The organism is Rhizobium esperanzae (genome assembly GCF_014197615.1).
GTDB lineage: Bacteria > Pseudomonadota > Alphaproteobacteria > Rhizobiales > Rhizobiaceae > Rhizobium > Rhizobium esperanzae_A.
Window position 1 is genome coordinate 171,332 of sequence record NZ_JACIFY010000009.1, and the last position, 26,211, is coordinate 197,542.

Below are 26,211 nucleotides of genomic sequence, written 5' to 3' on the forward strand. Positions count from 1 at the left end.
CACTTCTACCGGTAGGAATAACCGTGGCTGTGGCGCACGAGCTTGCGCGCCCGCGGCACATAGCGGCTGGCGGCGAAAGCATCGGCGCCGATCACAGCATAGCGCGGCTCGAACAGCCTGTTGAGGACGGAGACATCCCCATTCGAATCCGTCGCTTCGACCTCGGAATCAACGAGGTCGAAAATGGTGAACTCGGCTTGCGCGCCGACCGAAAGCCGGTTCTCCAGCGACAGCTTGATGACGGATGCGGGCGCATGGGTGACGGCTTCCACCACCTTGTCGAAGGGCATGCCGACACTGAGCAGCTTCGACATCGTCGTGGCGAGATCCCAGACCGGGAAGTTCATCGAATGACCATGCAGGTCGGTCGAGATCGAGAACGGCAGCAGCCCGCGCGCAATCGCCGCTTCGGCGACCTTGAAGGAGAAGGAGGCGCCGCCATGGCCGATGTCGAGGCGGATGCCTTCGGAGGCGCAGCGCTCGGCGAGATAGAAAAGGTCCTCGTCCTCCATGATGCTCGAGCCGGCCTTGCCGTTGAAGCAGTGGGTGACGACATCGCCGGGTCCGAGGATCTCGAGCACCTCATCATAGAGCGCCGGCGGCTCGCCGACATGCACCATCATCGGCACTTTCAGGATCTTGGCGATCTTCTTGCCGAGCTTGACGGGGGTGACGCCCCAGGACCCGGTGATGACATGGCTGGCGCGCACCTTGATACCGACAATGTGTTCGCTGTTTTCGGCATAGACTTCGAGGATGCGGTCGAGATCGATATCTCTGATGTCCCTGAGTTCGGCCACACGGTTGCAGGCGACGAGGCCGATCGAGCCGAGGTTCAGGAAAGCCTTGATGCGCTCACGCGCGGGCTCGATGATATATTCGCGGAAACCGTGGAAATTCGCCTCACCGGCCGAACCGGCGTCGACCAGGGTGGTGACGCCGCGCTCGACGCCGCATTCGGAAGGGCGGATGGAGATATCGGTGCCGCCGTGCCAGATATGTACATGCAGGTCGATCCAGCCGGGCGAGACGAAAGCGCCCTTGCCGTCGATGCGAGTCACATCCTGGGAAACGACGAGCGAAGCACCGATCTCAGCGATCCTGCCGTCGCCATCGACGAGAATGTCGACCGTCCCGCCCGGCGCACCGGCGCCGAAAGCCATAGGCCTGACATTGGCGAGCAGGAGCGGTTTTTTCGCCTGGTCCCCGGGCATGATATGCATTCCTTTCGAACTCTCGGATATGAATCGCTGCGCATTGCGGCGATCCGTCTTCTGGTCGTTGTGGAGGATGATGGAATCCTACCGCTTCCGGTAATTCCATAATTATGGCGTACTGATCTTTATAGAAGAATATAAGCAGCAGCGTCTGTGTCAAGAAAAATGACGTATGATGACTGCGCAATAATACCGGCGGGCACGCTGTTTCCGGCATCGCGCCGTCGTGGAAAACAGTTATTTTCGGTCGGGAAAACTGAATGGTCGACGCATGCGAGATGGTCCGCATGGGCAAGGCGGCGATCGCCAGGATCGTGCCGTTGGCATTGGCGAGCGTCACGACGACACGCAGCTCTTCCGCCGGCCAGGCTGACTATCGCCACCCGCCAGATCGCCGTCGCCTGAAAGCCGTAAAGGGCGATTGCCGGCAGCAGCCTGTGCTGCCGGCAATTTAAATTCAGATGATACCGCCGCCGCCGGCAACCGAAGCCGGGCGTTCGGCCGCCACCTTGTTGCGATAGCCGCTGGCGCGGTAGGCGGCGATCGGGTCGATCGCGCCGCCGGCCCGGCGGCGCGCTTCGGCAAGGATCGGCTCGACATCGGCGCGATAGGCGCGCTTCAGCGTTTCCGACGCCATCAGCGCGTCATTATCCTGCTGATAGCCATCGAGCGCCTTGCGGTCGACGATGAGCGCCTGCGCATAGGCGCGGCGGATTTCGTTGGCGCTGTTGATCAGGCTTTCGATCGGGTCGGTGACATTGTGCGACTGGTCGATCATATGGGCCGGGTTGAAGTCGTTGACGCCGCGCTGTTCGGCATCGACCAGCTCGTTGAAGACCAGGAACAGCCGGTAGGGATCGATCGCGCCGGCATCGAGATCGTCGTCGCCATATTTCGAATCGTTGAAGTGGAAACCGCCGAGCTTGCCGAACTGGATCAGGCGGGCGACGATCATCTCGATATTGGTGTTCGGCGCATGGTGGCCGAGATCGACAAGGCAATGGGCCTTGGGGCCGAGCGTCTGGGCGATCAGGTAATTGGTGCCCCAATCCTGAACGATCGTCGAATAGAAGGCCGGCTCGTACATCTTGTGTTCGGAGAACAACTTCCAATCGTCGGGCAGCGCCTTGTAAATGTCAGCCATCGAGGCGAGGTAACGCTCGAACGCCTTGGTGAAATTGCTCTGGCCGGGGAAGTTCGAGCCGTCGCCGATCCAGACCGTCAGAGCCTTGGAGCCGATCGCCTTACCGATCTCGATGCATTCGAGATTGTGCTCGACCGCCTGGGCACGTGTTGCCGCGTCGGTATGGCTGAGCGAGCCGTATTTGTAGGAATGGGCCTGCCCCGGCGCATCTGAGAAGGTGTTCGAGTTCATCGCGTCAAAGCCGAGGCCGAGCGCATCACCCTTGGCCTTCAACTCGCTCGCATCCGCCTTGTCCCAGGGGATATGCAGCGAGACATTCGGGGTCGCCTGCGTCAACTGGTTGATGACGGCGCAATCGTCGAGCTTGTCGAAGATGCCGCGCGGCTCGCCGCTGCCCGGAAAGCGGGCAAAACGCGTGCCGCCGGTGCCGACGCCCCAGGAGGGAACGGCGACGAAGAACTCGGCGACCCTGCGGGTGATTGCTTCGATATCGACGCCGCGACGGTCAAGGCTGGCGCCCAGCGCCTCGTAATCGGCTTTCAGTGCGGTCGCCCGCTTGTCGTTTTCGCTCGCGACCAGATCCTGCGCGATCCTGAACTCGGCCATGTCTTCCTCCCGGTTCTGCAATTTCTACATTGGAACTGCCGTTGGGGCCGCCCCTCATCCGCCTGCCGGCACCTTCTCCCCGTCAGAACGGGGAGAAGGTTAGGGTGAGGGGCAGACGGCAATCCGCCCCGTCAAAAATCACCGCGTAAAGCTCTGCACGTTGCCGGCATCGACGTTGATGATGTTGCCGGTCGATTTTGCCGAAAGGTCCGATGCGAGGAAGTAGATCGCCTCGGCGATATCCTCCGGAAACACATTGAGTTTCAGCATCGAACGCTTGCGGTAATGTTCCTCGAGATCGTCAACCTCGATCTTAGAGGAGGCGGCACGCTGCTCGCGCCACTCGCCGCTCCAGATCTTCGAGCCGCGCAGCACCGCGTCCGGGTTGACGGTGTTGACGCGGATGCCGACATCCGCGCCCTCAAGCGCCAGGCAGCGGGCGAGATGAATTTCGGCGGCCTTCGCCGTGCAATAGGCAGAGGCATTCGGCGAAGCGGCAAGGCCGTTCTTCGAGGCGACGAAGACAATGTTGCCGCCGAGCGCCTGGCGACGGAACAGGCGGAAAGCTTCGCGCGAGACGAGGAAATAGCCGGTCGCCAGAATATCGATATTGCGGTTCCAGGTCGAAAGCTCGGTGGCTTCGATCGGCGCCGAGGAGGCAATGCCGGCATTCGAGACGAGGATGTCGACGCCGCCGAATTCGACCGAGGCTTCCGTAAAGGAGGCGATCACCGCATCTTCCTTGGTGACGTCGAGCCGAACGCTGCGCACGGCATCAGCGCCGTATTTCTTGACGAAATCGGCTTCGGTGGCTTCGAGCGCCGCCTGGTCGATATCGGCAAGTACGACGCAGGCGCCCTCACCGACGAGGCGGGCGGCCGTCGCCCGGCCGATGCCGCCGGCGCCGCCGGTGACGAAGGCGACGCGGCCGGCAAGGCTCTTCGGCTTCGGCATGCGCTGGAGCTTGGCCTCTTCGAGCAGCCAGTATTCGATATCGAAGGCTTCCTGCTCCGGCAGTCCCTGATATTCCGAGACCGTCGAAGCGCCGCGCATGACGTTGATGGCGTTGACGTAGAATTCGCTGGCGATGCGGGCGGTTGCCTTGTCGCGGGCAAAGGACAGCATGCCGACGCCGGGAACGAGGAAGATGACGGGATTGGCGTCGCGCATGGCGGGCGAATTGTCATGCTTGCAGTCGTTGTAATAGCGGGCGTAATCGGCGCGGTAGTCCTCCAGCGCCTGGTCGAGGCCGGCGACGATCGCGTCGACATCCGGCTTGGCCGGGTCGAAATCGACGATCAGCGGGCGGATCTTGGTGCGCAGGAAATGGTCTGGGCAGCTGGTGCCGAGCGCGCCGAGCGGGCGCAGATCCCGGGAGTTGACGAATTCAAGCACGGCGTCCTGATCGTCGAAATGGCCGAGCTTGCGCTCCTGCTTGCCGATGCGGCCACGAATCTCCGGCATCAGCCGGGCGGCGATGGCGCGGCGCTCGGTGACGGGCAGGCTCTGCGTCAGCGCACCGCCGAAAATCGTCTTGCCTTCGGTCTTTTCGGCAAACCAGACGATCGCCTTGTTGATGATATCGAGCGTCAGCTCGTAGCAGGCCTTGGCGTCGTTTGCCCAGGTGAAGAGACCATGGCTTTCGAGCACGACGCCCTTGGCGTTCGGGTTCGCCTTGACGAAGGCTTCGAGATCGAGGCCGAGCTGGAAGCCCGGACGGCGCCAGGGCAGCCAACCGATCTCGTCACCGAAGATCTGCCTGGTCAATTCCCTGGAATTCTTCGATGCGGCGATCGCGATGATCGCATCGGGATGCATGTGGTCGACATGGGTGAACGGCACGAAGCCGTGCAGCGGCGTGTCGATCGAGGCGGCGCGGCCGTTCAGGTTGAAGGTGCAATGCGGCAGGAAACCGACCATGCGGTCTTCGTCCTCGGCACCCTTATAGATGCCCTTCAGCGATTCCAGCTTGTCCTGGTAAAGCGTCGCGAAACCGTCGAGTTTGATGGTGCCGACGTCGCCGCCCGAGCCCTTGACCCAAAGCACCTTGACCTTGCCGCCGGTCAGCGGATCGGTTTCCATCACCTTCGCCGAGGTGTTGCCGCCGCCGTAATTGGTGATGCGCTTGTCGGCGCCGAGCAGATTGGAGCGATAGAGCAGCTTGCCGGGCTCATCGAGGCCTGCCGCATAACCATCATCCCACCGGTTTTCCAGAAGCCGGACGTTCGCCGCCATGTCATCCTCCCATATAGGCTTGCAAGGCGCAGCGATCAGCGCGCCCTTTCGCTCACGATATCGCGCATCAAAAGTGCGCTTGTCAATCGAAAACGATCAAATTCGATAATTGTGCAGCGCAATATGAAAATTTATGATCGTTTGTGATTGACAGTCTTTAACGGATACGAAATAAATATGACAAGAGGAGGAGGAGCCCAATGCACGAACGCGAACGTCATCGCATTATCTTAAGCGCCGTTCAGGAAAAGTCCGTCGTCACGATCCAGGACATTTCCGAATTGACGGAAGCTTCTGAAGCGACAATCAGGCGCGACATTGCGGCTCTTCACGTGCAGGGCAAGATCCGCCGTGTCCGCGGTGGGGCGGAGGCGGTGCACCCGCCGCAGCTCGGCAATCTCGCCGGCCGGCCCTTCCGGGTTTCAGAATCAGTCAACATCGATAAAAAGCGCGCAATTGCGCGCGCCGCCGTCGAACTCTGCGAGGCCGGCGACGCCATCATCATCAATGGCGGCACGACGACCTTCCAGATGGTGCATTATATGGCCGGCCACCGCCTGCAGGTGATGACCAACTCATTCGCCATTGCCGAACATCTGGTGAAGCATTCGAAAAACACCGTGACGGTGCCGGGCGGCGCGATCTATCGCGAGCAGAGCCTGATCCTGTCGCCTTTCGACAATGACGCGATCCGCAATTTTTATGCGCGGCGCATGTTCATCGGCGCGCAGGGCGTCGGCCCGCTCGGCATCATGGAGGCGGACGCCCTCATCATCCAGAGCGAGCAGAAGCTGATGCACCAGGCCGACGAACTCGTCGTCATGGCCGATTCAAGCAAATTCAATCGCCGGTCGAGCCTCATTCTCTGCGCGCTCGACCGCGTCTCTGCGATCATCACCGATGACGGGATTTCGGAAGAGGCAGCTCGCATGGTCGAGAATGCCGGCGTCCGGCTCATTGTCGCGACCCCGGTGGCGCAGCTTGCGAAGGAGGATTCCTCGTCGGTCGCATGAAGCGCCGCCGGGGTGTGGAAGTCTAAATCTTAATGGGAGGAAAGTGACATGAAATTCGCGAAAACACTGGCGCTCGGCGCAGCGCTCGCCGTCGCCATGATGGCCGGCACTGCCAGCGCCAAGGACATCAAGATCGGCCTCGTCGTCAAGTCGCTCGGCAACGGCTTCTTCGACGCCGCCAACAAGGGTGCCCAGGAAGCCGCCAAGGAACTCGGCGGCGTAGAAGTGATCTACACCGGCCCGACCTCGACGACGGCCGAAGGCCAGATCGAAGTGATCAACTCGCTGATCGCTCAGGGCGTCGATGCCATCGCCGTTTCGGCCAATGACCCCGACGCGCTCGTTCCGGCGCTGAAGAAGGCGACCCAGCGCGGCATCAAGGTGATCTCCTGGGATTCCGGTGTCGCACCGGAAGGCCGTATCCTGCAGCTCAACCCGTCCTCCAACGAGCTGATCGGCAAGATGTGCCTGACGCTCGTCAAGGACCACCTCGAAGGCGGCAAGGGTGACTTCGCCATCCTGTCGGCCACGACCACCTCGACCAACCAGAACATCTGGATCGACCAGATGAAGAAGCAGCTCAAGGATTTTGCCGGCCTCAACCTGGTCACCACCGTCTATGGCGACGACCTCTCCGACAAGTCCTATCGTGAAGCCGAAGGCCTGCTGAAGTCCAACCCGAACGTCAAGGTCATCGTCGCTCCGACGACGGTCGGCGTTCTCGCCGCTTCCAAGGTGGTCGAAGACAAGGGTCTCGTCGGCAAGGTCTACGTGACCGGTCTCGGCCTGCCGTCCGAAATGGCCGGCGCGATCAAGTCGGGCGCCACGAAGGAATTCGCCATCTGGAACCCGATCGATCTCGGCTACTCCGCCACCCAGATCGCCTATCGCCTCGTCAAGGGCGAGACCGACGGCAAGCCGGGCAGCGAAATCGCCGCCGGCCGCATGGGCAAGATCAAGGTCGGCGACAACGGCGAAGCCGCCATGGCCGATCCCTTCGTCTACAACGCTTCGAACATCGACCAGTTCTCCAAGGTCTTCTGATCCGAAGCAGCTCTATAAAAGCCCGGCGGCCTGATAGCCGCCGGGATTTCTCATTCGACACTGGTAGAAGCCGATGAACGCCGCCTTTCAACAATCCGTCACGGACAGCAAAACCGGAAATGCTCCCGCCATTCTGGAAATGCGCGGCATCTCCCAGATCTTTCCTGGCGTGAAAGCGCTCGACAATGTCAGCATCGCGCTTCACCCCGGCACGGTCACCGCGCTGATCGGCGAAAACGGCGCCGGCAAGTCGACGCTCGTCAAGATCCTGACCGGCATCTACAGGCCGAACGAAGGCGAGATCCTGGTCGACGGCAGGACAGTGACCTTCGCCAGCGCCCAGGCGGCGATCGATGCCGGCGTCACCGCCATCCATCAGGAAACCGTGCTGTTCGACGAACTGACGGTCGCCGAAAACATCTTCCTCGGCCATGCGCCGCGCACGCGCTTTCGCACCATCGACTGGCAGGTGATGAACAGCCGCTCGAAGACGCTGCTGACCGCGCTTGAAAGCAATATCGATCCGACGATCCGGCTGAAGGACCTCTCGATTGCGCAGCGCCACCTGGTGGCGATTGCCCGCGCTCTGTCGATCGAGGCCCGCATCGTCATCATGGACGAACCGACGGCCGCCCTCTCCCGCAAGGAGATCGACGATCTCTTCCGCATCATCAAGGGCCTGAAGGAACAGGGCAAGGCGATCCTGTTCATCAGCCACAAGTTCGACGAGCTTTACGAGATCGCCGACGATTTCGTCGTCTTTCGCGACGGCCGCGCCATCGGCCAGGGCCGGCTCAAGGAAACGCCGCAGGACGAGATCGTCCGCATGATGGTCGGCCGCGACGTCGAGAACGCCTTTCCGAAGATCGACGTGGCGATCGGCGCTCCGGTGCTCGACGTGGAAAAATACAGCCACCGCACCGAATTCCGCGATATTTCGCTGACCTTGCGCAAGGGCGAGATTCTCGGCATCTACGGTCTGATCGGCGCCGGACGGTCGGAACTCGCACAGTCGCTCTTCGGCATCACCCGGCCGCTCTCCGGCAGGCTGACGCTGGAAGGCCGGGAGATTTCGATCAATTCGCCGCATGATGCGATCCGCGCCGGCATCGTCTACGTGCCGGAAGAGCGCGGCCGACACGGCCTGGCGCTGCCGATGCCGATCTATCAGAACATGACGCTGCCGTCGCTGGCACGCACCTCGCGCAAGGGCTTCCTGCAGGCGGCGGAAGAATTCGCGCTCGCCCGCAAATATGCCGAGCGGCTGGATCTGCGCGCCGCCGCCCTCTCCGTGCCGGTCGGCACGCTGTCGGGCGGCAACCAGCAGAAGGTCGTCATCGGCAAGTGGCTCGCCACCATGCCCAAGGTCATCATCCTCGATGAACCCACAAAGGGCATCGACATCGGCTCGAAGGCCGCCGTGCACGGCTTCATCAGCGAGCTTGCCGCAGAAGGCCTCTCCATCATCATGATCTCTTCCGAATTGCCTGAAATCATCGGCATGTCGGACCGGGTGCTTGTCATGAAGGAAGGCCTGTCGGCCGGGCTCTTCGAGCGCGATCAGCTTTCGCCGGAAGCGCTGGTGCGCGCGGCGACCGGAAATGCATGAGGTGATGGGCATGGCCAAACTGATCAGAAAACGCGAAACCCTGCTCTTTGCCATCATCGTGCTGATGATCGGCATCTTCTCGACACGGGCCGCCGATTTCGCCACACCGGATAATCTCGCCGGCATCTTCAACGACACGGCGATCCTCATCATTCTGGCGCTTGCCCAGATGACGGTCATCCTGACGAAATCGATCGATCTCTCGGTTGCCGCCAATCTCGCCTTTACCGGCATGGCGATCGCGATGATGAACGCCGCCTTTCCCGGCCTGCCGCTGATCATGCTGATCCTCGCCGCGGTCGTGATCGGTGCGGTCCTCGGCACCATCAACGGCTTCCTGGTCTGGCGCCTCGAAATCCCGCCGATCGTCGTCACCCTCGGCACGCTCACCATCTATCGCGGCATGGCCTTCGTGCTCTCGGGCGGCGCCTGGGTGAACGCCCACCAGATGACGCCGACCTTCCTCGCTGTTCCCCGCACGCCGATCCTCGGCCTGCCGGTGCTGGGCTGGGTTGCGATTATCATCGTCGCGCTGATGTACATGCTGCTGCGCTACAGCCCGTTCGGCCGCTCGGCCTATGCGACCGGCGGCAATCCGACGGCTGCCGTCTATGCCGGCATCGATACCGGCCGGACGAAATTCCTGGCCTTCGTGCTCTCGGGCGCGCTCGCCGGCCTTTCCAGCTATCTCTGGGTTTCGCGTTATGCGGTTGCCTATGTCGATATCGCCAATGGCTTCGAACTCGACAGCGTCGCGGCCTGCGTCATCGGCGGCATCTCCATTGCCGGCGGCGTCGGCTCGGTCGCCGGCACCGTGCTCGGTGCGCTGTTCCTCGGCGTCATCAAGAACGCCCTGCCGGTCATCGGCATTTCGCCCTTCACGCAGATGGCGATCTCCGGCACCGTCATCATCCTCGCCGTCGTCTTCAACGCAAGGCGCGAGCGCAATCGAGGCCGCATCATCCTGCGTGACCGCGCAGCAGCGGAGGTCGCAGCATGAGCACCGTTTCTTCAACACCCGAAAAACGGGTCATTCCCGATCGTCTCGGCACGCCGTTCAAGCGCATCATGTCGAGCTGGGAAGTGCTTCTCTTCGGTGTCGCCGTCCTGATCTTCATCTTCAATTCCGTGGCCTCGCCCTATTTCCTCGATGCCTGGAACCTCTCGGACGCCACCTTCAACTTCACCGAAAAGGCGATGATCGCCTTTGCCATGGCGCTGCTCGTCATCTCGGGCGAAATCGACCTCTCGGTCGCCGCGATCATCGCGCTCGCCTCGACGGCAATGGGGGCGGCGGCGCAACTCGGCGTCGGCACGCCGGGCCTGGTATTGATCGGCATCGGCACCGGGCTTGCCTGCGGCATCTTCAACGGCGTGCTGGTTTCGGTGCTGAAACTGCCGTCGATCGTCGTCACCATCGGCACGATGAGCCTGTTCCGCGGCATTTCCTATATCGTGCTCGGCGACCAGGCCTACGGCAAGTACCCGGCCGATTTCGCCTATTTCGGCCAGGGCTACGTGTTCTGGGTATTTTCCTTCGAATTCGTGCTGTTCTTCGTACTGGCGATCGCCTTCGCCATCCTGCTGCATGCGACGAATTTCGGCCGGCAGGTCTGTGCGATCGGCAACAATGATTTCGCCGCCCGCTTCTCCGGCATCCCGGTCGAGCGCGTCAAATTCATTCTCTTCCTGCTGACCGGCGTCATGAGCGGCGTTGCCGCGGTCTGCCTGACCTCGCGCCTCGGCTCGACCCGGCCGTCGATCGCGCAGGGCTGGGAACTCGAAGTCGTCACCATGGTCGTGCTCGGCGGCATCTCGATCCTCGGCGGCTCCGGCACCATCGGCGGCGTCGTCATCGCCGCCTTCGTCATGGGCCTCGTCACCTTCGGTCTCGGCCTGTTGAACGTGCCCGGCATCGTCATGTCGATCTTCATCGGCCTGCTGCTGATCATCACGATCGCGATCCCGATCATCGCCCGCCGCATCAAGCTCATGAGCTCCCGATGACTAAAGAAAAACACGCCTTCAAGATGCAGCTCAATCCCGGCATGGAAGCCGAATACCGCAAGCGGCATGACGAGATCTGGCCGGAACTGGTCGATCTCCTGCACCAGTCGGGCGCCAGCGACTATTCCATCCATCTCGACCGCGACACCAACACGCTATTCGGCGTGCTGACGCGGCCTGCCGGTCACACGATGGCGAGCCTGCCGGAGCATCCGGTCATGAAAAAATGGTGGGCTCATATGGCCGATATCATGGCGACCAATCCGGACAATTCGCCGGTTCAAAGCGACCTCGTCACCCTCTTCCACATGCCATGACCACCAGTTCCTATCGCCGCATCGCCGTTCTCGACATCGGCAAGACCAATGCCAAGGTCGTCGTGCTCGACAGTGGCACAGGCGCCGAGATCGCTGTCCTGAAGCGGCCGAATATCACGATCAAGACCGGCCCCTACCCGCATTACGATATTGAGGCGCTCTGGTCCTTCGCCCTCGATGCGCTGAAGAGCCTTGCGCGCGAGCCGGGCTTCGATGCCATTTCGATCACCACCCATGGCGCCGCAGCCGCGCTGCTCGACCGGGACGGCGCGCTCGCCATGCCCGTAATCGACTACGAGCATGAATATCCGGAGGCGATCCGCGATGCCTATACGGCCTTGCGCCCCTCCTTCGGCGAAACCTTCTCGCCGCGCCTTGCGATGGGGCTCAATGTCGGCGCGCAGTTGCACTACCAGAAGAGCGCCTTTCCGGACGACTTCGCTAACGTCGCAACCATCCTCACCTATGCGCAATACTGGACGGCGCGGCTGACCGGTGTTGCCGCCAATGAACTGACCTCGCTCGGCTGCCATACCGACCTCTGGAACCCGAAAACATCAGACTATTCCTCGCTCGTCGACAAGCTCGGCATCGGCGAGTTGATGGCGCCGATCCGTTCGGCTTTCGATACGCTCGGCCCGGTCCTGCCCGAGATTGCCGCCGCGCTCGGGCTTTCAGCACCGGTACCGGTCTATTGCGGCATCCACGATTCCAACGCCTCGCTGCTGCCGCATCTCGTTCATCGGGAAGCGCCCTTCGCCGTCGTCTCCACAGGCACGTGGGTGATCAATTTCGGCGTCGGCGGCGATCTCGATCATCTCGATCCGGGCCGCGATGCGCTCGCCAATGTCGATGCCTATGGTCGCGCCGTTCCCTCCTCGCGTTTCATGGGCGGGCGGGAATTCGAGATCCTTTCGGCCGAAATCGGCCCTGTCGACGAAACAGCCGCGCAGGCGGCGATCGGCGCCGTCATCGACAAGAACATCATGCTGCTTGCCAATATCGCCTCCGGTTCGGGACCGTTTCCGGGAAAGGCAAGCCGGTGGATCAATGCCGAAGAGGCAAGCCGCGAGGAGCGTTTTGCCGCCGCCTGCCTCTACCTCGCTTTGATGACCGATGCCTGTCTCGGGCTGATCGGCGCCAAAGGCCCAATCGTCGTCGAAGGTCCCTTCGCCCTGAACGGGGCCTATCTCAAGCTGCTCGCCGCCCTCACCGGGCGCGACGTTATGGCCCTCCCGGGCTCGACCGGCACCAGCCAGGGGGCCGCCCTGCTCACCGGCATCCGGCCGGTCTCCGGCGCACAGACGCATGTTCCGCCGACCGATATTGCCGGGCTGAAGGCCTATCGCGACCGCTGGTTCGCGGCAATGGAATAGGAGCTTTTCCGAGAACGGCCCTTGTTCATGCCGGACTTGCGGTTAGTGTGCCCCTCGAAAACCAAATCGAGGATACAGCATGACAGAAGCATTCGATGCCCGCGCGCTTGCAGCCAGGCTTCACAGCCTGCACCAGGCCGGCCGGCAGGAGGAAACAGGCACTTTCACGCTGCCGGCCGATCTGCATCAGGCGATGGAAGCGCAGAACCTCCTCACGGCGGCCGACGGCATTTCCAGCAATGCCTGGAAGGTGACGGTCTCGCCGCAGGGCCAGGCGGTCGCTGCTCCGCTGCATCCCTATGCCGAAGCCGCTTCCGGTGCCGATATTGCCTGGTATCCCGGGCTGAAATTCGAGACCGAGATTGCCGTGCGTCTCGGCAAGGATCTGCCGATCCGCGCAGGCACTCCCTACAGCCGCGCCGACGTGGTCGAGGCGATCTCCACCGTTCATCTCGGTGCCGAGCTGCTGGTCAGCGCCATCCGGGAAAGTGGCGGCGTTTCCTTTCTGCTGTTTGTCGCCGACCGTCTCGGCAATAGCGGCTACGTGCTCGGCCCGCAGGTCGAAAAGAGCGCCGTCGACACCGCCGGCGGCACGCCGCTCAAGGTTACCCATGCCGGCCGCACCATCTATGACGGTCCGGCGCAGCATCCGAAGGGCGACGTTCTCACCTGGCTCGTCGATTACGCCAATGACGGCTTGCGTCCCGACACATCGCTGAAGGCAGGCGCACTGATCACGACAGGCACGTTGAGCGGCGCAATCGAGCTGGCCGAGCCCGGCGCGATCGACATCCTCTTCGGCGATGTCAGGCTGAGTTTTTCGGTGTCGAAGATTTGATTGACGCCAGTTCTGCCTGCGGTCGCGACCATGCCCGCACGGCCGTCTTCACGGTCGGCAGAAAATGTTAAGTTGACAATCCAGGTTTAGTTTTGCAGGAACCTGCAATGCGGAACCTGGAGCAGACCATGCCTTCGTCTTTCCTTGCCCTGTCTGACATTACCTATGCCATCGGGCCGAAGCCGATCCTGCATGGCATCGACCTGACCCTCGATCAGGGCCGCATCTACGGCCTGGTGGGACCGAACGGCTCGGGCAAGAGCACGCTTTTGAAGATCATCGCCCGCCAGGTCGCGCCGCAATCCGGCGCCATCTCCTTCGGCGGCAAGGCGGCGGCGGACTGGGGCGCCCGGGAATTTGCCCGGCACGTCGCCTATATGCCGCAATTCACTCCGGCGACCGACGGGATGACCGTGCGCGAACTGGTGGCGCTCGGCCGTTTTCCCTGGCACGGCACGCTCGGCCGCTTCACCGCAACAGATCGCAGCAAGGTCGAGGAAGCCATCGCCCGCACCGAGCTCGAGGACTTTGCCGATCGCCCCGTCGCCAACATGTCCGGCGGCGAGCGCCAGCGCGCCTGGATCGCCATGATGCTCGCCCAGGACGCCCGCTGCCTGCTGCTCGACGAACCGACATCGGCACTCGACCTTGCCCACCAGGCAGGCGTTCTCTCCCTTGTGCAGGATCTCAGCCACGAACGCGGGTTGACCGTCGTCATCGTGCTGCACGATATCAATCTTGCCGCGCGCTACTGTGACTCGATCGTCGCACTCAGCCGCGGCCGGATCATCGCCGAAGGCACGCCCGGCGATATCATGCGCGCTGAAAAGCTGCACTCGATTTTCGGTGTCAGCATGGGCGTCTTTCCGCATCCGGTTCGAAACGAGCCGGTCAGCTATCTCTTGTAGGCATCGCCTACACCTTTTCGCGGAACATCTCGATGATGGCGGAGAAATCGCGCCCGCCATTGCCCTGCTTTTCGAAGAGCGCGAAAAGCTGGGCCGCTTCCGCTCCCATCGGCGTCGAAGCACCGCTCGCCAGCGCCGCCTCCTGTGACAGCTTGAGATCCTTCAGCATCAGCGCTGCCGCAAAACCCGGTTTGTAACCGTTATTCGCCGGCGAGGTCGGCACCGGTCCCGGCACCGGGCAATAGGTGTTGATCGCCCAGCACTGGCCCGATGACGTCGAGGCGACGTCGAACAGCGCCTGATGCGAGAGGCCGAGTTTCTCGGCAAGCACGAAGCCTTCGCAGACGCCGATCATCGAAATACCGAGGATCATGTTGTTGCAGATCTTGGCCGCCTGACCGGCGCCCGCCTCGCCGCAATGGACGATCTTCTTGCCCATCGCCTCGAGGATCGGCTTCGCCCGGGCGAAGGCTTCGTCCGAGCCGCCGGCCATGAAGGTCAGCGTGCCGGCGGTCGCCCCGCCGGTGCCGCCGGAGACGGGCGCGTCGAGCGAAGGGCAGCCTGCGGCCTTGGCCATCTCATGCGCCTTGCGGCTGCTTTCGACATCGATTGTGGAGCAATCGATGACCAGCGTATCCTGCGCCGCGGTCTGCAGGATGTCCGTCCAGGCCGTCAGCACGTGTTTGCCCTGCGGCAGCATCGTGATGACGATTTCGGCGTCCTTCACCGCCTGGCTGGCATGGCTCGCCGGCTTGACGCCGCTCTGCTCGGCCGCCTTCAGCACGGGAGCGGCGAGATCGAAGCCGAGGACTTCGTGACCCGCTTTGACGAGATTGGCCGCCATCGGCCCGCCCATATTGCCCAATCCGATGAATGCGATCCTTGCCATGGTCTTCTCCTATCGATTGTCTTCGAGGATCATCGCCGCCGCCTTTTCGGCAATCATGATCGTCGGCGAATTGGTGTTGCCCGAGGTGATCGACGGCATCACCGAAGCGTCAGCGATCCTGAGCTTGCCGAGCGCCCTGAATTTCAGCCTCGGATCGACGACGCTGTCCCGGTCGGCGCCCATGCGGCAGGTGCCGACGGGATGGAAGATCGTCGTGCCGATATCGCCCGCCGCCCGCTCCAGATCGGCCTCCGTCTGATAGGAAGGCCCCGGCTTGAACTCCTCCGGCCGGAAGCGGGCGAACGAAGGCTGCGCAACGATCTTGCGTGTCAACCGTATGGAACGGACAGCTATGTCACGATCGCGCTGCGTCGAGAGGTATTTCGGGCTGATCGTCGGCTGGGCGGCGAAATCCGGGCTCGACAGGTGCACCGAACCCCGGCTTTCGGGCCTCAGATTGCAGACGCTCGCGGTGATCGCCGGGAAGGGATGGACGGGATCGCCGAACTTTTCCAGCGAGACCGGCTGCACGTGATATTGCAGATCAGGCGTTTCCCGGTCCGGACCCGAGCGGGTGAAGATGCCGAGCTGGCTCGGCGCCATCGCCATCGGGCCGGAGCGGCGGACGAGATATTCGAGCCCGATCGCCGCCTTGCCGATCAGCTTCGTCGCCTTCTCGTTCAACGTCGGAACGCCCGTCACCTTATAGGCGAGGCGCAATTGCAGATGATCCTGCAGGTTCTCGCCGACACCCTTCACTTCCGCGACGACATCGACGCCCGCCTGGCTGAGAACCTCGCCCCTGCCGATGCCCGACAGTTCCAGAATATGCGGCGAGCCGATCGAACCGGCCGAAAGGACAGTTTCTTTCGCCGCATAGGCGCGTTTCGCCACGCCCTCGTGCTGGAATTCGACGCCAGCAACGGTCCCCTCCTCAACCAGCAGCCGCCTGACCTGCGCCTTGGTCAGCACGGTCAGGTTGGAGCGCTTCTGCGCCGGGCGCAGGAAGGCCTTGGACGTGTTCCAGCGAATGCCGGAACGCTGGTTGACGTCGAAATAGCCGGAACCCTCGTTGCTGCCGCGGTTGAAATCCGCCGTCTCCGGGATGCCCGCTTCTCTCGCCGCCTGCTGGAAGGCATCGAGCACGGCCCAGCGCACCCGCGCCTTCTCGATGCGCCATTCGCCGCCCGCCCCATGCATGTCGTCTTCGCCGCGATAAAAATCCTCGGACTTGCGGAAGAAGGGCAGCACGTCGTCCCAGCCCCAGCCGCTACAGCCCATCTGCCGCCAGAGGTCGTAATCGCGCGCCTGGCCGCGCATATAGATCATGCCGTTGATCGACGAGCAGCCGCCGAGCACCTTGCCGCGGGGATAACTCAGCGCCCGGCCGTTCAGCCCCGCTTCCGGCGCCGTGGTGAAGCACCAGTCGGTGCGCGGATTGTTGATGCAGTAGAGATAGCCCACCGGGATATGGATCCAGTGGTAATTGTCGCTGCCGCCGGCTTCCAATAGCAGCACCCGGCTTCTGCCGTCGGCGGATAAGCGGTTGGCGAGCACGCAGCCGGCGCTGCCCGCCCCGATGATGATGTAGTCGTAACGATCCATGTGCGCCCTGCACGAAACTCCAGATGCTTGTCGCCTCCCTCTGCCCGTGCTGCGGAAGAGGAAAGTCCGTCGGTTCAGCGGCGATAGACGAAGCCCAGCTTCCGCCCCAGCCGCGAAGCGTAGAATTCGCCGATGATGCCGCGGCGGAAGATCAGCACGCAGACCATGAAGACGATGCCGGTGATGATCGTCACCGGGAATTCCGAGGTGGCGAGATAATTCTCCAGCGCCACCACCAGCCCGGCGCCGAAAAGCGGGCCGATCAGCGTGCCGATACCGCCGAGCAGCGTCATCAGGATCACCTCGCCCGACATCTGCCAGGCGACGTCGGTGAGCGTCGCGAACTGGAAGACGATCGATTTCACCGCGCCCGCAAGCCCGGCAAGTGCGGCCGACATGACGAAGGCGCCGAGCTTGTAGCGCGCCACGGAATAACCGAGCGAGATCGCCCGTTGCTCGTTCTCGCGGATCGATTTCAGGATCATGCCGAAAGGCGAATTGATGAAACGCCAGATGATCAACACGCCGATCAGGAAGACCGCCAGCACGAAATAATACATGTTGGTCGAGCTGTTCAGATCGATGAAACCGAAGAGGTGGCCGCGTGGCACCGACTGGATGCCGTCCTCGCCTTCGGTGAACTTCGCCTGCAGGCAGAAGAAGAAGAACATCTGCGACAGCGCCAGCGTGATCATCGCGAAATAAATGCCTTGGCGGCGGATCGCGAAGAAGCCCATGACGAGGCCGAGAAAGGCCGCACCCGCCACGCCGATCAGGATGCCGAGTTCCGGCGGCAAGCCCCATGCCTTCACCGTATAGGCGGTGAAATAGGCCGCCCCACCGAAGAAGGTGGCATGGCCGAAGGACAGCAGGCCGGTATAGCCGAGCAGCAGGTTGAAGGCACAGGCAAACAGCGCGAAGCAGAGCAGCTTCATCAGAAAGATCGGATAGAAGAAGAAGGGCGCCAGCAGCAGAAGCAGCAGTCCCACGAGAAGAAAGCCCGCCTGCACCGATAGAGCGGTTCGGCTTTTTTCCGTTCGGATGGTTTCGGTGATGTCAGCCATGTCAAGCATCCCGGCCGAAAAGGCCCGCGGGCCTGATGAGAAGCACGATCGCCATGATGACGAAGATCACGATGTTGGAAGCCTCTGGATAAAAGACCTTGGTCAGGCCCTCGGCAATGCCGAGCACATAACCGGTGATGATCGCGCCCATGATCGACCCCATGCCACCGACGACGACCACGGCGAAGACGACGATGATCATGTTCGAGCCCATCAGCGGCGAGACCTGGTAGATAGGCGCCGCCAGCACGCCGGCAAAGGCGGCAAGGCCGGCGCCGAGCGCGTAGGTGAGCGTCAGCAGCACCGGCACGTTGACGCCGAAGACCTGCACCAGAACGGCGTTTTCGGTGGCGGCCCTGAGATAGGCCCCGAGCTTGGTCTTTTCGATCAGCAGCCATGTGCCGAGGCAGACGACCAGCGAGACGACGACCACCCAGCCGCGATAGATCGGCAGGAACATGAAGCCGAGATTGGCCCCGCCGGCAAGCGCTGCCGGCGTCGCATAGGGCTGGCCGGACGAGCCGTAGAGATAGCGGAAGGTGCCTTCGACCGCGAGCGCCAGCCCGAAGGTGGAGAGCAGGCCGTAGAGCGGATCGAGATCATAGAGCCGGCGCAGGAAGAGCCGCTCGATGACAGCGCCGGCAAGGCCGACGATGACAGGCGCCAGGATCAGCGACGGCCAATAGCCGATGCCGGCATAGGTGAGCAGCAGATAGGCGGCGAAGGCGCCGAGCATATATTGGGCGCCATGGGCGAAGTTGATCACCCGGAGCAGGCCGAAAATGATGGCGAGGCCGAGGCTGAGCAGCGCATAGAACGAGCCGTTGATCAGGCCGATCAACAGCTGGCCGAGCAGCGCCTGCAGGGGAATGCCGAAGATCATCGTCATCTGGTCACACTCCCAGAACCTTGTGCAGCGTATCCATGCGCTGCGGCAGTTCACCGACCGGGAATTCCGACACCATCTGCCCATGATCCATCAGATAGAAGCGATCGGCAATACGGCTGGCGAAACGGAAGTTCTGCTCGACGAGCAGGATCGTCATGCCGCGCTCCTTGAGTTTTTTCAGCACGTCGCCGATGCGCTGGACGATGACGGGCGCTAGCCCTTCCGTCGGTTCGTCGAGGATGAGCAGCCGCACGCCGGTGCGCAGAATCCGGGCGATCGCCAGCATCTGCTGCTCACCGCCCGATAGTTTGGTGCCGGGGCTGCCACGGCGCTCATAGAGATTGGGAAAAAGCTCGTAGATCTCGTCGAGCGTCATGCCGCCCTTCGCCACTATAGGCGGCAGCAGCAGGTTTTCCGAAACGGTGAGCGTGGAAAAGATGCCGCGCTCTTCCGGCACGAAGCCGATGCCGCGGTGCGCCGTCTTGTGCAGCGGCACCTGCATCATGTCGCTGCCGGCAAAGCTGATCCTGCCCTTGCGGGTTCGCACGATGCCGGTGATGGTGCGCAGCGTCGTCGTCTTGCCGACGCCGTTGCGGCCGAGAATGGTGATCGTCTCGCCTTCGCCGACATGCATGTCGACGCCGTGCAATATATGGCTTTCGCCGTACCAGGCGTTGAGGCCCTGGACCTCGAGCAGAGCGGCCATCAATGCTCCTCCGTGCCCATATAGGCCACACGGACGCGCTCGTCCTGGCTGACGGTGGCATAGTCGCCTTCGGCGAGGATCTCGCCGCGCTGCAGCACGGTGACATGCTGGCAGATATTGGCGACGACGGAGAGATTGTGCTCGACCATCAGCACCGCCCGGTCGCGGGCGACGTCGCGGATGATCGCCGAGACGACGCCGACGTCCTCATGTCCCATGCCGGCCATCGGCTCGTCGAGCAGCAGCACCTTCGGATCGAGCGCCAGAGTGGTGGCGATCTCCAGCACCCGCTTGCGGCCATAGGAAAGATCGGCGGCGAGATGATCGCGTTCTTTGGACAGCCCGACGCTGGCAAGCAACTGCTCGGCGCGCTCGTTCAGCCGGTCGAGCGCCGAAAGCGGCCGCCAGAACTGCGTGGAAAGATTGTTCGGCCGCTGCAGCGCCACGCGCACATTGTCGAGCACGGAGAGATGCGGGAAGACCGCCGAGATCTGGAAGGAGCGCACCAGCCCCATGCGCGCCACCTTGTCGGGCGGAGTCCCGGTGATGTCGGTGCCCATCAGCGTGATCGAGCCCGCCGTCGGTTGCAGGAACTTGGTCAGCAGGTTGAACACCGTCGTCTTGCCGGCGCCGTTCGGGCCGATCAGCGCATGCACGCTGGCGTCATGCACGTCGAGATCGACGTTCTTGACGGCCGTGAAGCCGCCGAAATCGCGGCGCAGGCCGCGGGCGGACAACACCACCCGCGGCTTTGCCTGCGTTTCAATCGCGGAGACCGCCATCGCGCTTACTTCACCAGATCGCAGCCGCTCTTGGCGGGGTCGATATAGGCTTCCTTGCCGGGAATGGTGGCAAGAACGTTGAAGTAATCCCACGGCTCCTTGCTGTCGGCCGGCTTCTTGACCTGCAGCAGGTACATGTCGTGGATCATGCGGCCATTGGCGCCGACCGTGCCGCCGCGGCCGAAGACGTCGTCGACGGGCATTTCATGCAGCAGCTTGGCGACGGCTTCCGTATCGTCGGTGCCGGCCTTCTGCACCGCCTTCAGATATTGCGTCACCGCCGAATAGGTGCCGGTGTGGATCATGTTCGGCATCTTGCCGGTGCGGGCGAAGAACTTCTTGGCGAAGGCGCGGCTTTCGTCGTCGCGGTTCCAGTAGAAGCCTTCCGTCAGCGTCAGCCCCTGTGCCGCCTCGAGGCCGAGGCCGTGGACTTCGGCGAGCGTGAAGAGCAGCGCCGCCAGATGCTGGCCGCCCTGGGTGATACCGAATTCGGCCGCCTGCTTGATGGCGTTCGAGGTGTCGAGGCCGGCATTGGCAAGGCCGATCACCTTGGCGCCGGAGGATTGCGCCTGCAGCAGGAAGGAGGAGAAATCCTGGGTCGACAGCGGATGGCGGACGGCGCCGACGACCGTGCCGCCGCTCGCCTTGACGTAGTCGGTCGTCTGCTGCTCCAGCGAATAGCCGAAGGCATAGTCGGCGGTCAGGAAGAACCAGCTGTCGCCGCCCTGCTTGACGAGCGCACCGCCGGTGCCGACGGCGAGCGCATGGGTATCGTAGGCCCAGTGGAAGCCGTAGGGCGAGCAGGCCTTGCCGGTGAGATCGGTCGTTGCTGCACCGGTGACGATATCGATCTTCTTCTTTTCCTTGGCGATCGCCTGCACCGCGAGCGCCACCGAGGAGGTCGTCAATTCCATGATCGCGTCCACCTGCTCGGTGTCATACCACTGACGGGCGATGTTGGAGGCGATATCGGGCTTGTTCTGGTGGTCGGCATCGACGATCTCGACCGGAACACCCAGCACCTTCCCGCCGAAATCCTCGACCGCCATCTTGGCGGCCTCGACGGAAGACTTGCCGCCAAAATCGGCATAAACGCCCGACTGGTCGTTCAGGATGCCGATCTTGACCTTGCCGTCGGTCGCGCTCTGCGCGAGCACCGCTGTGCTGCTTGCAAGCAGAAATGCAACCGATGCAATGAGATTCTTACGCATATTCTCTCCTCCCAGAGATGAGCCAAATTGCGGATCTGTTCAGATTTGGCCAGCCGCACTCCTCAGAACGGCGAACCTCGCCTTACGATCACGGAAATTCCTCGTTGAAGCAACGGGTGGTTTACAACTAATTCCAAACAGTATCTGTTCGTTTTTGAACAGATGGGGACGGCGATGACCAATCCACCGCAGTTTACTTGGGACGATCTTCAGTTTTTTCTAGCCGTCGCCCGCACCGGACAGCTGTCGACCGCCGCCCGCCAGCTGCGTTCCAGCCATGCCACGGTTTCCAGGCGCATCGACCGGCTGGAATTCACCCTCAAGGTCAAGCTGTTCGAGCGCAATCCGCGCGGCTATGTGCTCACCGCCATGGGCACGCGTTTCATCGAAACGGCCGAGCGGATGGAGCAGGAGACCGAGCGGCTGCGCGCCGACCTTGCCGACGGCTCGATGGCGCAGCGCGGCCTGGTGCGCCTCAGCGCGCCGGAGGGTTTTGCCAATTTCTTCTTCGCCACCGTGCTGCCGCGGTTTGCCGCGCAGCATCCGCATCTCTCGCTCGAGCTGGTGACGATCCAGCAGATCATGTCGCTGTCACGCAAGGAGGCCGATCTTTCCGTCGTGCTCGACGAGCCGAAGGGCGGGCCTTATTTCGCCGAGAAGCTGACCGACTACCATCTCTATGTCTACGGCTCGCGCGACTATCTGGCAAAGGCGCCTGACATCACCAGCCGCGAAGACCTGCTCAATCATCCCTTCGTCAGCTATATCGAGGAGATGATTTTCGCGCCGGGGCTGGATTATCTCAGCGACGTGCATCCGCGCATCAAGCCGCAATTCCAGAGCTCCAGCATCTTCGCCCAGCTCACCGCCACCCGAAACGGCCTCGGCCTCTGCATCCTGCCCTATTTCTTCGCCAGCCGTTATCCCGAACTGGTGCGCGTGCTGCCTGAGGAGATCGACCTCAAGCGCCAATACTGGATCACCTGCCACCGCGACCTGAAACAGGCCCCACGGGTGCGCGCCGTCATCGATTTCCTGCGCGAGGCGGTGCGCGGCGAGGATACCCGCTTCGTGCCGCCCCATGTCACCACAGGCCCGGCGCGCCGGACAAGAGATAGCTGACTATTTCAGGAATTCGGCCCGGTGCGGGGTGAACGCATCGATCAACCGGCCCTTTTCCAGCGCCTTGACGCCGTGGACGAGATTAGGAGGCACGATGAAGCTGCCACCCTGCTTGAGCACCTCTGTGCGGCCATCGATCGTCACTTCGAAACTGCCCTCGGTGACATAACTTGCCTGGATATGCGGATGCGAATGCGCCGCACCGACGGCGCCGCTTTCGAAGGCCACTTCCACCATCATCATCTCGGGCAGATAGGTCATGATGCGCCTGGTAACGCCGGGCTCGGGATTGACCCATTCGGCGCCTTCGGCCGATACGAACAGATCGCTTGACGACATTTCCGTCTCCTCGTTCCAGAATCGATCGCGGGCAAAGTGGATCATGCCGACGCTTTTGAAAAGATGGCGGTCCCTGTCTTTTCGAGAGCGCCGCCTTTAGTTGACGCGCTCGGCTGGCGGGTCTATGCGACCTTGGATGAGGCAAGCCTGAATTCATGGTGAGGAGACGCCGACATGCAGCATACGCGCGAGGTTTTCGACTGGGCCGACCCGTTCCGGCTGTCGGAGCAGCTGACCGACGAAGAGCGCATGGTGCAGGATACGGCCCATGCCTATGCACAGGAAAAGCTTGCGCCGCGCGTTCTCGACGCCTTCCGCAATGAAAAGACCGATCCCGAAATCTTTCGCGAAATGGGCGCGCTCGGCCTGCTCGGCCCGACGATATCACCCGATTACGGCGGCGCCGGCCTCGGTTACACCGCCTACGGCCTGATCGCCCGCGAGGTCGAACGGGTCGACAGCGGCTATCGCTCGATGATGAGCGTGCAGTCCTCGCTGGTCATGGTGCCGATCGAAACCTTCGGGTCCGAGGCGCAGAAGCTGAAATACCTGCCAAAACTGGCAACCGGCGAATGGATCGGCTGCTTCGGCCTCACCGAACCCGACCACGGCTCCGATCCCGGCTCGATGGCGACACGCGCCAGGAAGGTCGACGGCGGCTATAGCCTCACCGGCTCGAAGACCTGGATCTCCAACGCGCCGATCGCCGACGTCTTCGTCGTCTGGGCCAAGACCGAGGACGGCCTCATCCGCGGCTTCATTCTCGAAAAGGGCTGGAAGGGGCTTTCGGCCCCCGCCATCCACGGCAAGGTCGGCCTGCGCGCCTCGATCACAGGCGAAGTGGTGATGGACGGGGTCTTCGTGCCCGAGGAAAATCTTCTGCCCGGCGTCACCGGCCTCAAGGGGCCTTTCACCTGCCTCAACTCCGCCCGCTTCGGCATTGCCTGGGGTGCGCTCGGTGCCGCCGAGGATTGTTATGCCAGAGCCCGGCAATACACGCTGGAGCGCAAGCAGTTCGGCAGGCCGCTTGCCGCCAACCAGCTGATTCAGAAGAAGCTCGCCGATATGGCGGCGGAAATCTCGCTCGGCCTGCAGGGCTGCCTGCGGCTCGGCCGCATGAAGGAGGAAGGCCATCCGCCGGTGGAGCTGACCTCGATCCTCAAGCGCAACAGCTGCGGCAAGGCGCTCGAGATCGCGCGCGCTTCCCGCGACATGCTCGGCGGCAACGGCATCTCCGACGAATTCGGCATCGCCCGCCATCTCGTCAACCTCGAAGTGGTCAACACCTATGAGGGCACGCACGACATCCACGCACTGATCATCGGCCGGGCAATCACCGGCATCGCCGCCTTCGCGAACTGAATAATCGGCAAATTTGCCACGCGCCTGACAATGTGCAACCCTCCCTGATTGCGGCACGAAGCCGGCAAAGAGGGGGATCGCATGTTTCTGCTTCTTGCATTGCTGATCGGTGTCATCTCAGGCCTTCGCACCATGACGGCGCCGGCCGCCGTTGCCTGGGGCGCAGCGCTCGGCTGGTTCGACGTGTCGCAGACGCCGCTTGCCTTCCTGGGGTATCGGTGGACACCGTGGATCTTCACGCTTCTTGCCATCATCGAACTGATCGCCGACCAGCTGCCGTCGACGCCATCGCGCAAGGTGCCGATGCAGTTTGGCGCCCGCATCGTCTCGGGCGCGCTCTCAGGCGCCGCGATCGGTGCGGCCAGCAGCCTGCTCTTCGGCGGGCTGGTCGCCGGCGTGATCGGCGCCGTCATCGGCACCTATGGTGGCGCCGCCGTTCGCGCCCGGCTTGCCGGCTCCTTCGGCAGGGATCTGCCGGCCGCTCTCATCGAGGATGCCGTCGCCGTCATCGGCGCGGCGCTGATCGTGGGGGCCGTGTCATGAGGAGCTTCGACGCCATCGTCATCGGCGCCGGCCAGGCCGGCCCGTCGCTTGCCGCCCGCATGGTCGACAAGGGCATGAAAGTGGCGCTGATCGAGCGCAAGTTCCTTGGCGGCACCTGCGTCAATGCCGGCTGCATGCCGACGAAGACGCTGGTCGCCAGCGCCCGCGCCGCCCATGTCGCGAGAAACGGTGCTGCCTACGGCGTCAATATCCCCGGTGAGATCGCCGTCGACATGAAGGTGGTGAGAGCCCGGGCCGAAACGGTGACGATGAATGCCCGCAACGGCCTGATCGGCTGGCTCGACAGCATGGACGGCATGAGCGTGATCTACGGCCATGCCCGTTTCGAGAGCCCGAAGACCGTCAGCGTCAACGGCGAGACGCTGAGCGCACCGCGCATCTTCCTCAATGTCGGCGCCCGACCGGTCATTCCCGAGCTGCCCGGTATCGATGACATCGACTACCTCACCAGCACCTCGATCATCCATCTCGATACGCTGCCGCGGCATCTGGCGGTGATCGGCGGCAGCTATATCGGGCTGGAATTTGCGCAGATGTATCGCCGCTTCGGCGCCGAAGTCAGCGTCATCGAGCACGGGCCGAAGCTCGCATCGCGCGAGGACGAAGATATATCGGACGCGATCGCCGACATCCTGCGCGCCGAAGGCATCGACGTCCACACCGATGCGGGCAACATCGCCTTCGCGAGAAACGGCGGCGGGACGACCGTCACCGCCGGCTCCGCGAAGATCGATGCGAGCCATGTGCTGATCGCCACCGGCCGCAAGCCGAATACCGACGATCTCGGCCTCGATGCTGCCGGCGTCGCCACGGATCAACGCGGCTTCATCACCGTCGACGACCGGCTCGCCACCAATGTCGAGGGCATCTTCGCGCTCGGCGACTGCAACGGCCACGGCGCCTTCACCCATACCTCCTACAATGATTTCGAGATCGCCGCCGCCAACCTCATCGACGGCGACGACCGCAAACTCTCGAGCCGCATCCCGGCCTATGCGCTCTATATCGATCCGCCGCTCGGCCGCGTTGGCATGACGGAGAAGCAGGCGCGCGCCTCCGGCCGCAAGATCATGGTCTCGACCCGGCCGATGAACCGCGTCGGCCGGGCCAACGAGCGCGGCGAGACCCAGGGCTTCATGAAGGTGATTGCCGATGCCGAGACCCAGAAAATCCTGGGCGCGGCGATCCTCGGCATCGAGGGCGACGAGGTGATCCATGGCCTCATCGACGCGATGAATGCCGGCACGACCTATCCCGCCTTGCAATGGTCCGTGCCGATCCACCCGACGGTGTCGGAACTGATCCCGACGCTGCTCGGCGATTTGAAACCGGTTTAAGTGCGAATGGACGCTTCGAGAGTCGAG

25 protein-coding genes are annotated in these 26,211 nt (G+C 62.8%); 14 read left to right on the plus strand and 11 right to left on the minus strand.

The genetic code is table 11. From position 1 onward, the window contains the following. Nucleotides 1-5: 5 nt before the first annotated feature. On the minus strand, nucleotides 6-1,214 hold the full coding sequence (locus tag GGD57_RS14220) for an amidohydrolase/deacetylase family metallohydrolase (RefSeq protein ID WP_184470706.1): 1,209 nt from the start codon (nucleotides 1,212-1,214) through the stop codon (nucleotides 6-8). A 263-nt stretch (nucleotides 1,215-1,477) separates the two neighbouring features. Between GGD57_RS14220 and GGD57_RS14225 the strand changes: the two genes are divergently transcribed. Beyond that, complete coding sequence (locus GGD57_RS14225; protein ID WP_184470708.1) at nucleotides 1,478-1,672, plus strand: hypothetical protein; 195 nt, start codon at nucleotides 1,478-1,480, stop codon at nucleotides 1,670-1,672. 2 nt (nucleotides 1,673-1,674) lie between these two features. Here the strand turns inward: GGD57_RS14225 and rhaI are convergent, their stop codons facing one another. After that, complete coding sequence (gene rhaI / locus GGD57_RS14230) at nucleotides 1,675-2,967, minus strand: L-rhamnose catabolism isomerase (RefSeq protein ID WP_184470710.1); 1,293 nt, start codon at nucleotides 2,965-2,967, stop codon at nucleotides 1,675-1,677. 138 nt (nucleotides 2,968-3,105) lie between these two features. Further along, entirely contained in the window at nucleotides 3,106-5,202 is a 2,097-nt protein-coding gene (locus GGD57_RS14235; protein WP_184470712.1) for a bifunctional rhamnulose-1-phosphate aldolase/short-chain dehydrogenase, read from the minus strand. A 200-nt stretch (nucleotides 5,203-5,402) separates the two neighbouring features. Here GGD57_RS14235 and GGD57_RS14240 point away from each other — a divergent pair, with 200 nt between their 5' ends. From GGD57_RS14240 to GGD57_RS14280, 9 genes are all read left to right on the plus strand, one after another. Beyond that, nucleotides 5,403-6,215, plus strand: a complete 813-nt coding sequence (locus GGD57_RS14240; RefSeq protein WP_184470714.1) for a DeoR/GlpR family DNA-binding transcription regulator — start codon at nucleotides 5,403-5,405, stop codon at nucleotides 6,213-6,215. A gap of 48 nt (nucleotides 6,216-6,263) precedes the next feature. Further along, a complete protein-coding gene (gene rhaS / locus GGD57_RS14245; protein ID WP_126909086.1) occupies nucleotides 6,264-7,259 on the plus strand; it encodes a rhamnose ABC transporter substrate-binding protein in 996 nt (331 codons plus the stop codon). Nucleotides 7,260-7,332: 73 nt separating this feature from the next. Continuing rightward, nucleotides 7,333-8,868 (plus strand): sugar ABC transporter ATP-binding protein, encoded by a 1,536-nt coding sequence (locus tag GGD57_RS14250; protein WP_184470716.1) that lies wholly within the window; start codon nucleotides 7,333-7,335, stop codon nucleotides 8,866-8,868. A gap of 10 nt (nucleotides 8,869-8,878) precedes the next feature. Then, nucleotides 8,879-9,868: an ABC transporter permease gene (locus GGD57_RS14255; protein WP_184470718.1), complete on the plus strand. Its 990-nt coding sequence runs from the start codon at nucleotides 8,879-8,881 to the stop codon at nucleotides 9,866-9,868. After that, nucleotides 9,865-10,875, plus strand: coding sequence for an ABC transporter permease (locus tag GGD57_RS14260; protein ID WP_184470720.1), 1,011 nt, complete (start codon nucleotides 9,865-9,867; stop codon nucleotides 10,873-10,875). The genes GGD57_RS14255 and GGD57_RS14260 overlap by 4 nt, the downstream gene beginning before the upstream one ends. After that, the gene (gene rhaM, locus GGD57_RS14265; protein ID WP_184470722.1) at nucleotides 10,872-11,192 is read left to right on the plus strand and encodes an L-rhamnose mutarotase; all 321 of its coding nucleotides are present in this window, start codon (nucleotides 10,872-10,874) and stop codon (nucleotides 11,190-11,192) included. The genes GGD57_RS14260 and rhaM overlap by 4 nt, the downstream gene beginning before the upstream one ends. Beyond that, nucleotides 11,189-12,568, plus strand: coding sequence for an FGGY-family carbohydrate kinase (locus tag GGD57_RS14270; protein WP_184470724.1), 1,380 nt, complete (start codon nucleotides 11,189-11,191; stop codon nucleotides 12,566-12,568). Before rhaM ends, GGD57_RS14270 begins: the two co-directional genes overlap by 4 nt. A 79-nt stretch (nucleotides 12,569-12,647) precedes the next feature. Continuing rightward, nucleotides 12,648-13,406: a fumarylacetoacetate hydrolase family protein gene (locus GGD57_RS14275; RefSeq protein ID WP_184470726.1), complete on the plus strand. Its 759-nt coding sequence runs from the start codon at nucleotides 12,648-12,650 to the stop codon at nucleotides 13,404-13,406. Between the two features lie 128 nt (nucleotides 13,407-13,534). Further along, nucleotides 13,535-14,314: an ABC transporter ATP-binding protein gene (locus tag GGD57_RS14280; RefSeq protein WP_184470728.1), complete on the plus strand. Its 780-nt coding sequence runs from the start codon at nucleotides 13,535-13,537 to the stop codon at nucleotides 14,312-14,314. Between the two features lie 7 nt (nucleotides 14,315-14,321). Here GGD57_RS14280 and mmsB read toward each other — a convergent pair whose 3' ends face one another. The 7 genes from mmsB to GGD57_RS14315 all read right to left on the minus strand — a co-directional run bounded on the left by mmsB (nucleotide 14,322) and on the right by GGD57_RS14315 (nucleotide 21,460). Then, nucleotides 14,322-15,203, minus strand: coding sequence for a 3-hydroxyisobutyrate dehydrogenase (mmsB, locus tag GGD57_RS14285; RefSeq protein WP_184470730.1), 882 nt, complete (start codon nucleotides 15,201-15,203; stop codon nucleotides 14,322-14,324). Between the two features lie 9 nt (nucleotides 15,204-15,212). Further along, nucleotides 15,213-16,808, minus strand: a complete 1,596-nt coding sequence (locus GGD57_RS14290) for a GMC family oxidoreductase (RefSeq protein ID WP_184470732.1) — start codon at nucleotides 16,806-16,808, stop codon at nucleotides 15,213-15,215. 74 nt (nucleotides 16,809-16,882) lie between these two features. Then, a complete protein-coding gene (locus GGD57_RS14295) occupies nucleotides 16,883-17,872 on the minus strand; it encodes a branched-chain amino acid ABC transporter permease (RefSeq protein ID WP_064812188.1) in 990 nt (329 codons plus the stop codon). Between the two features lies 1 nt (nucleotide 17,873). Beyond that, nucleotides 17,874-18,761 carry a branched-chain amino acid ABC transporter permease gene (locus GGD57_RS14300; protein ID WP_184470734.1) on the minus strand — a complete coding sequence of 296 codons (888 nt, stop codon included), beginning with the start codon at nucleotides 18,759-18,761 and terminating at the stop codon, nucleotides 17,874-17,876. Between the two features lie 4 nt (nucleotides 18,762-18,765). After that, on the minus strand, nucleotides 18,766-19,467 hold the full coding sequence (locus tag GGD57_RS14305; protein WP_184470736.1) for an ABC transporter ATP-binding protein: 702 nt from the start codon (nucleotides 19,465-19,467) through the stop codon (nucleotides 18,766-18,768). Next, on the minus strand, nucleotides 19,467-20,249 hold the full coding sequence (locus GGD57_RS14310; protein WP_184470738.1) for an ABC transporter ATP-binding protein: 783 nt from the start codon (nucleotides 20,247-20,249) through the stop codon (nucleotides 19,467-19,469). Before GGD57_RS14310 ends, GGD57_RS14305 begins: the two co-directional genes overlap by 1 nt. Before the next feature lie 5 nt (nucleotides 20,250-20,254). Then, entirely contained in the window at nucleotides 20,255-21,460 is a 1,206-nt protein-coding gene (locus GGD57_RS14315) for an ABC transporter substrate-binding protein (RefSeq protein WP_085739905.1), read from the minus strand. 174 nt (nucleotides 21,461-21,634) lie between these two features. Between GGD57_RS14315 and GGD57_RS14320 the strand changes: the two genes are divergently transcribed. Further along, the gene (locus tag GGD57_RS14320; protein ID WP_184470740.1) at nucleotides 21,635-22,582 is read left to right on the plus strand and encodes a LysR family transcriptional regulator; all 948 of its coding nucleotides are present in this window, start codon (nucleotides 21,635-21,637) and stop codon (nucleotides 22,580-22,582) included. Here GGD57_RS14320 and GGD57_RS14325 read toward each other — a convergent pair whose 3' ends face one another. Beyond that, nucleotides 22,583-22,921 (minus strand): cupin domain-containing protein, encoded by a 339-nt coding sequence (locus GGD57_RS14325; RefSeq protein WP_184470742.1) that lies wholly within the window; start codon nucleotides 22,919-22,921, stop codon nucleotides 22,583-22,585. A gap of 174 nt (nucleotides 22,922-23,095) precedes the next feature. Between GGD57_RS14325 and GGD57_RS14330 the strand changes: the two genes are divergently transcribed. The 3 genes from GGD57_RS14330 (at nucleotide 23,096) to GGD57_RS14340 (ending at nucleotide 26,184) form a co-directional block, all read left to right on the plus strand. Further along, nucleotides 23,096-24,283 (plus strand): acyl-CoA dehydrogenase, encoded by a 1,188-nt coding sequence (locus GGD57_RS14330; protein ID WP_184470744.1) that lies wholly within the window; start codon nucleotides 23,096-23,098, stop codon nucleotides 24,281-24,283. An 81-nt stretch (nucleotides 24,284-24,364) separates the two neighbouring features. Continuing rightward, nucleotides 24,365-24,826, plus strand: a complete 462-nt coding sequence (locus tag GGD57_RS14335) for a DUF4126 domain-containing protein (RefSeq protein WP_184470746.1) — start codon at nucleotides 24,365-24,367, stop codon at nucleotides 24,824-24,826. Beyond that, nucleotides 24,823-26,184, plus strand: coding sequence for an FAD-containing oxidoreductase (locus GGD57_RS14340; RefSeq protein ID WP_184470748.1), 1,362 nt, complete (start codon nucleotides 24,823-24,825; stop codon nucleotides 26,182-26,184). The genes GGD57_RS14335 and GGD57_RS14340 overlap by 4 nt, the downstream gene beginning before the upstream one ends. Nucleotides 26,185-26,211: the final 27 nt, after the last annotated feature.

Coding starts and splice junctions, on each gene's coding strand:
- GGD57_RS14280 (WP_184470728.1), top strand. CDS start 13,535: ATGCCTTCGTCTTTCCTTGCCCTGTCTGACATTACCTATGCCATCGGG.
- rhaS (WP_126909086.1), top strand. CDS start 6,264: ATGAAATTCGCGAAAACACTGGCGCTCGGCGCAGCGCTCGCCGTCGCC.
- GGD57_RS14320 (WP_184470740.1), top strand. CDS start 21,635: ATGACCAATCCACCGCAGTTTACTTGGGACGATCTTCAGTTTTTTCTA.
- GGD57_RS14325 (WP_184470742.1), bottom strand. CDS start 22,921: ATGTCGTCAAGCGATCTGTTCGTATCGGCCGAAGGCGCCGAATGGGTC.
- GGD57_RS14300 (WP_184470734.1), bottom strand. CDS start 18,761: ATGACGATGATCTTCGGCATTCCCCTGCAGGCGCTGCTCGGCCAGCTG.
- GGD57_RS14240 (WP_184470714.1), top strand. CDS start 5,403: ATGCACGAACGCGAACGTCATCGCATTATCTTAAGCGCCGTTCAGGAA.
- GGD57_RS14235 (WP_184470712.1), bottom strand. CDS start 5,202: ATGGCGGCGAACGTCCGGCTTCTGGAAAACCGGTGGGATGATGGTTAT.
- GGD57_RS14305 (WP_184470736.1), bottom strand. CDS start 19,467: ATGGCCGCTCTGCTCGAGGTCCAGGGCCTCAACGCCTGGTACGGCGAA.
- GGD57_RS14310 (WP_184470738.1), bottom strand. CDS start 20,249: ATGGCGGTCTCCGCGATTGAAACGCAGGCAAAGCCGCGGGTGGTGTTG.
- GGD57_RS14295 (WP_064812188.1), bottom strand. CDS start 17,872: ATGGCTGACATCACCGAAACCATCCGAACGGAAAAAAGCCGAACCGCT.
- mmsB (WP_184470730.1), bottom strand. CDS start 15,203: ATGGCAAGGATCGCATTCATCGGATTGGGCAATATGGGCGGGCCGATG.
- rhaM (WP_184470722.1), top strand. CDS start 10,872: ATGACTAAAGAAAAACACGCCTTCAAGATGCAGCTCAATCCCGGCATG.
- GGD57_RS14250 (WP_184470716.1), top strand. CDS start 7,333: ATGAACGCCGCCTTTCAACAATCCGTCACGGACAGCAAAACCGGAAAT.
- GGD57_RS14330 (WP_184470744.1), top strand. CDS start 23,096: ATGCAGCATACGCGCGAGGTTTTCGACTGGGCCGACCCGTTCCGGCTG.
- GGD57_RS14290 (WP_184470732.1), bottom strand. CDS start 16,808: ATGGATCGTTACGACTACATCATCATCGGGGCGGGCAGCGCCGGCTGC.
- rhaI (WP_184470710.1), bottom strand. CDS start 2,967: ATGGCCGAGTTCAGGATCGCGCAGGATCTGGTCGCGAGCGAAAACGAC.
- GGD57_RS14255 (WP_184470718.1), top strand. CDS start 8,879: ATGGCCAAACTGATCAGAAAACGCGAAACCCTGCTCTTTGCCATCATC.
- GGD57_RS14260 (WP_184470720.1), top strand. CDS start 9,865: ATGAGCACCGTTTCTTCAACACCCGAAAAACGGGTCATTCCCGATCGT.
- GGD57_RS14270 (WP_184470724.1), top strand. CDS start 11,189: ATGACCACCAGTTCCTATCGCCGCATCGCCGTTCTCGACATCGGCAAG.
- GGD57_RS14275 (WP_184470726.1), top strand. CDS start 12,648: ATGACAGAAGCATTCGATGCCCGCGCGCTTGCAGCCAGGCTTCACAGC.
- GGD57_RS14225 (WP_184470708.1), top strand. CDS start 1,478: ATGGTCGACGCATGCGAGATGGTCCGCATGGGCAAGGCGGCGATCGCC.
- GGD57_RS14315 (WP_085739905.1), bottom strand. CDS start 21,460: ATGCGTAAGAATCTCATTGCATCGGTTGCATTTCTGCTTGCAAGCAGC.
- GGD57_RS14220 (WP_184470706.1), bottom strand. CDS start 1,214: ATGCCCGGGGACCAGGCGAAAAAACCGCTCCTGCTCGCCAATGTCAGG.
- GGD57_RS14335 (WP_184470746.1), top strand. CDS start 24,365: ATGTTTCTGCTTCTTGCATTGCTGATCGGTGTCATCTCAGGCCTTCGC.
- GGD57_RS14340 (WP_184470748.1), top strand. CDS start 24,823: ATGAGGAGCTTCGACGCCATCGTCATCGGCGCCGGCCAGGCCGGCCCG.